This is a genomic window from Amycolatopsis keratiniphila subsp. keratiniphila (assembly GCF_001620365.2).
Taxonomy (GTDB): domain Bacteria; phylum Actinomycetota; class Actinomycetes; order Mycobacteriales; family Pseudonocardiaceae; genus Amycolatopsis; species Amycolatopsis keratiniphila.
In genome coordinates, this window is record NZ_LQMT02000010.1 from 583791 (window position 1) to 587048 (window position 3258).

The window sequence follows — 3258 nt, forward strand, 5'->3', positions numbered from 1 at the left end:
ACGACCCTTTCATGACACATCCGGGAGTTATTGCGAGACCGCCTTGGGAACGGGAGCAGCGGCCGGAGCGGGAGCGACGGCCGGAGCGCGCCGCCGCCGCTGCGCCGGGATCTGCACCCGCCCGAGAGCGGCCTGCACCGCGGATTCCGCCAGCGCCGCCAGTTCCCGCCGATCCGCGGCGCGGCCCGGCGCGATCTCCGGGCACACGTGCACCTCCAGCACCAGACCGCGCAGGGCCGCGACCCGCCGCAGCGAAGCGATGAGCGACTCCGGCCCGATGAACGCCGGCTGCGTCGTCTCCCGCCCGTCGGCGAGCCGGAACCGCAGCGCGAGCGGCCGCACCGGGACACCGCCGTCGATCGCGGCTTGGAAGGTCGCCGGGCGGAACCGGCCCGAGCCGAGACCGCACCAGGTGGTGCCTTCCGGAGTCACGCTGACGAGTGATCCGCCGCGCATGGCGTCGGCGAGTTCGTCCATCGTCGCGGGGAGGCTCCGCAGGTTCTCCCGGTCGAGGAAGATGCTGCCGCCGCGGCGCACCAGCAGGCCGAGCACCGGCCAGGCGCCGACCTCCTTCTTCGCGAGCGCCCGCATCGGCTGCACGGCGTTGACCGCGATGATGTCCAGCCACGAGATGTGGTTGTTCACCACGAGTGCGCCACGGCCGGGCACCGCGCGGAACCGCTCGTCGCCGAGTACGCGCAGCTTCACCCCGAACGAGCGAAGGATCCCCGCGAAAAGCAGGCGCACCAACCGTTCCCGGGGCTTGCCGCGCAGAACCAGCACCAGCGGCGCGCTCAAGAAAGCACCGAAGATGACGCCGATCGCGGCGGTGAACCGCAGGACCCGCCGCGGAAACGCCACCGTCGGCGCCCCTTCGCTCAGGCAGCCGTCGCCACACGGCGACTTCGGCATCCAGGCGTGGCTCATCCCTGCTCTCCCAGGAAGAACTTGAGGTATCGCTCGTCGACGTTGTGCAGATCCAGCAGGACGAAGAAGTCCGCGACGCCGAAATCCGCGTCGAGCGCGGGCGGGCCGTAGATCTTCGCCCCGAGGCGGGTGTAGCCCTTGATGAGCGGCGGGAGGATCGCGCGGGAGGGCCGCTCGATGCCTTCGGACCGCCACGGGTTCAGCGGCGTCACCCGAAGGGATTCATCCGCGTAGTGCTTGGCGCGCAGGACATCCCAGACGCCCGCCGCGTAGATCCCGCCGTCGGTCAGCGGCACGGACGCGCAGCCCGCGAGATACCGGTGCCCGGCCAGCAGCATGTAGCGCCCGATCCCCGCCCACACGAGGCTCACCACGGCGCCGCTGCGGTGGTCGGGGTGCACGCACGAACGCCCCGTCTCGACCAGTGAAGGGCGCAGCGAATCGAGCGCGGTGAGATCGAATTCGCTGTCCGAATACAGTTTTCCCGCCCGCGCGGCCCGATCGGGCGGCAACATCCGGTACGTGCCCACGATGTCGCCGGTGTTGTCGTCGCGCACCACGAGGTGATCGCAGAACTCGTCGAAGTAGTCGACGTCGAGACCGGGTTCGAGCGAATTGAGCGTCGCTCCCATTTCCTCGGCGAACACCTGATGGCGAAGACGCTGTGCGGCGACGACTTCTTCGTTTCCGTTCGCCACGAGGAGGGAGTAACGCGGCGCGTCGGCCGGGAGTTCGACACCTGCCTGGTCAGTACTGACGAGGAGCTGTGACGTCGTCATGACCCAGGTCTACCCCCGGAGGGGTACCAACGACAATGCGCCTGATGGCCGATCAGTGCACGTTCAGTTAATTGCGGGTTCTCAGGCTTCTCTCAGGGTGGGAAGTCACTTCCCGGTCACGGAAAAGGGGCCGTCCGGGAAATAAATCCCGGACGGCCCCTCTTCGAACGAAGGACTCAGCCCTTGCGCTTCTGGACCTCTTCGGTCAGCTGCGGCGCGACGTTGAACAGGTCGCCCACCACACCGAAGTCGGCGATCTCGAAGATCGGCGCCTCGGCGTCCTTGTTGACCGCGATGATGGTCTTCGAGGTCTGCATACCGGCGCGGTGCTGGATCGCGCCGGAGATGCCCAGCGCGATGTACAGCTGCGGCGAGACCGTCTTACCGGTCTGGCCGACCTGGAACTGCGCCGGGTAGTAGCCCGAGTCGACGGCGGCGCGGGAAGCACCGACGGCGGCACCGAGCGAGTCGGCGAGCGCCTCGACGACGTCGAACTTGTCGGCCGAGCCGACACCGCGGCCACCGGAGACGACGACCGACGCCTCGGTCAGCTCCGGCCGGTCGCCGCCGACGATCGGCTCGACACCGGTGATCCTGGCGGACTTCGCCGGGTCGCCCGCGGGGACCTCGACGGTCTCCTCGGCGGCCGCACCCTCGGCCGGGGCGGCCTCGACCGCGCCCGGGCGGACCGAGATGACCGGGACACCCTTGGTGGACTTGGACTTCACCGAGAACGCGCCACCGAAGATGGACTGGTCGACGCTGCCGTCGCCGTTCACGCCGACGGCGTCGTACAGCAGACCGGAGCCGAGGCGGACCGCGACACGAGCGGACACCTCCTTGCCCTCGGCGCTGGCCGCGACGAGCACGGCGGCCGGGGAGGTCCGCTCCGCCAGCGCGGCGAGGACGTCCACCTTCGGGGTGACCAGGAAGCCGGTGGCGTTGTCGCCCTCGGCGACGTACACCTTGGCGGCGCCGTGCGCGGCGAGGGCTTCCTTCGCCTTGGCGGCGGTGCCGGTCGGGCCGACGACGACCGCGGACGGCTCACCCAGTTCACGAGCGGCGGTCAGCAGCTCGAGCGTGACCTTCTTGACTTCACCGTCGACGTGGTCGACGAGGACGAGTACTTCAGCCATTTCCCTATTCCTCCTCGAAACCTGTCTCAGATGAGCTTCTGCGCGACCAGGTAGGCGGCCACCTTGCTGCCGCCGTCGCCCTCGTCCTCGACGCGCTCACCGGCGGTGCGCGGCGGCTTCGGGGAGGCTTCGAGCACGGACGACCACGCGTTGCCGAGGCCGACCTCGCCCGCGTCGACGCCAAGGTCGGCGACGGTCAGCGTCTCGACCGGCTTCTTCTTGGCGGCCATGATGCCCTTGAAGGAGGGGTAACGCGGCTCGTTGATCTTCTCGCCGACACTCACCACCGCGGGCAGGTTCGCCTCGAGGTGCGTGACGCCGTCCTCGGTGTAGCGGTCGGCCTTGATCGAGTTGCCGTCGACGGTCAGCTCGTTCACGTGGGTCAGCTGCGGCAGGCCGAGCAGCTCGGCGATGAT

Annotated in this window: 4 protein-coding genes; all 4 read right to left on the reverse strand. The window is 69.3% G+C overall.

What is annotated here, in order from left to right:
• Positions 1–27: 27 nt before the first annotated feature.
• Positions 28–927, reverse strand: a complete 900-nt coding sequence (locus tag AVR91_RS10955) for a lysophospholipid acyltransferase family protein (RefSeq protein WP_063277519.1) — start codon at positions 925–927, stop codon at positions 28–30.
• The gene (locus AVR91_RS10960) at positions 924–1706 is read right to left on the reverse strand and encodes a GNAT family N-acetyltransferase (protein WP_063277518.1); all 783 of its coding nucleotides are present in this window, start codon (positions 1704–1706) and stop codon (positions 924–926) included. The genes AVR91_RS10955 and AVR91_RS10960 overlap by 4 nt, the downstream gene beginning before the upstream one ends.
• 176 nt (positions 1707–1882) lie before the next feature.
• Positions 1883–2842 carry an electron transfer flavoprotein subunit alpha/FixB family protein gene (locus AVR91_RS10965; protein WP_016336565.1) on the reverse strand — a complete coding sequence of 320 codons (960 nt, stop codon included), beginning with the start codon at positions 2840–2842 and terminating at the stop codon, positions 1883–1885.
• Between the two features lie 26 nt (positions 2843–2868).
• The coding region (locus tag AVR91_RS10970; RefSeq protein ID WP_394329949.1) for an electron transfer flavoprotein subunit beta/FixA family protein at positions 2869–3258 on the reverse strand (390 nt) is incomplete at its 5' end.

Coding starts and splice junctions, on each gene's coding strand:
- AVR91_RS10955 (WP_063277519.1), bottom strand. CDS start 927: ATGAGCCACGCCTGGATGCCGAAGTCGCCGTGTGGCGACGGCTGCCTG.
- AVR91_RS10960 (WP_063277518.1), bottom strand. CDS start 1,706: ATGACGACGTCACAGCTCCTCGTCAGTACTGACCAGGCAGGTGTCGAA.
- AVR91_RS10965 (WP_016336565.1), bottom strand. CDS start 2,842: ATGGCTGAAGTACTCGTCCTCGTCGACCACGTCGACGGTGAAGTCAAG.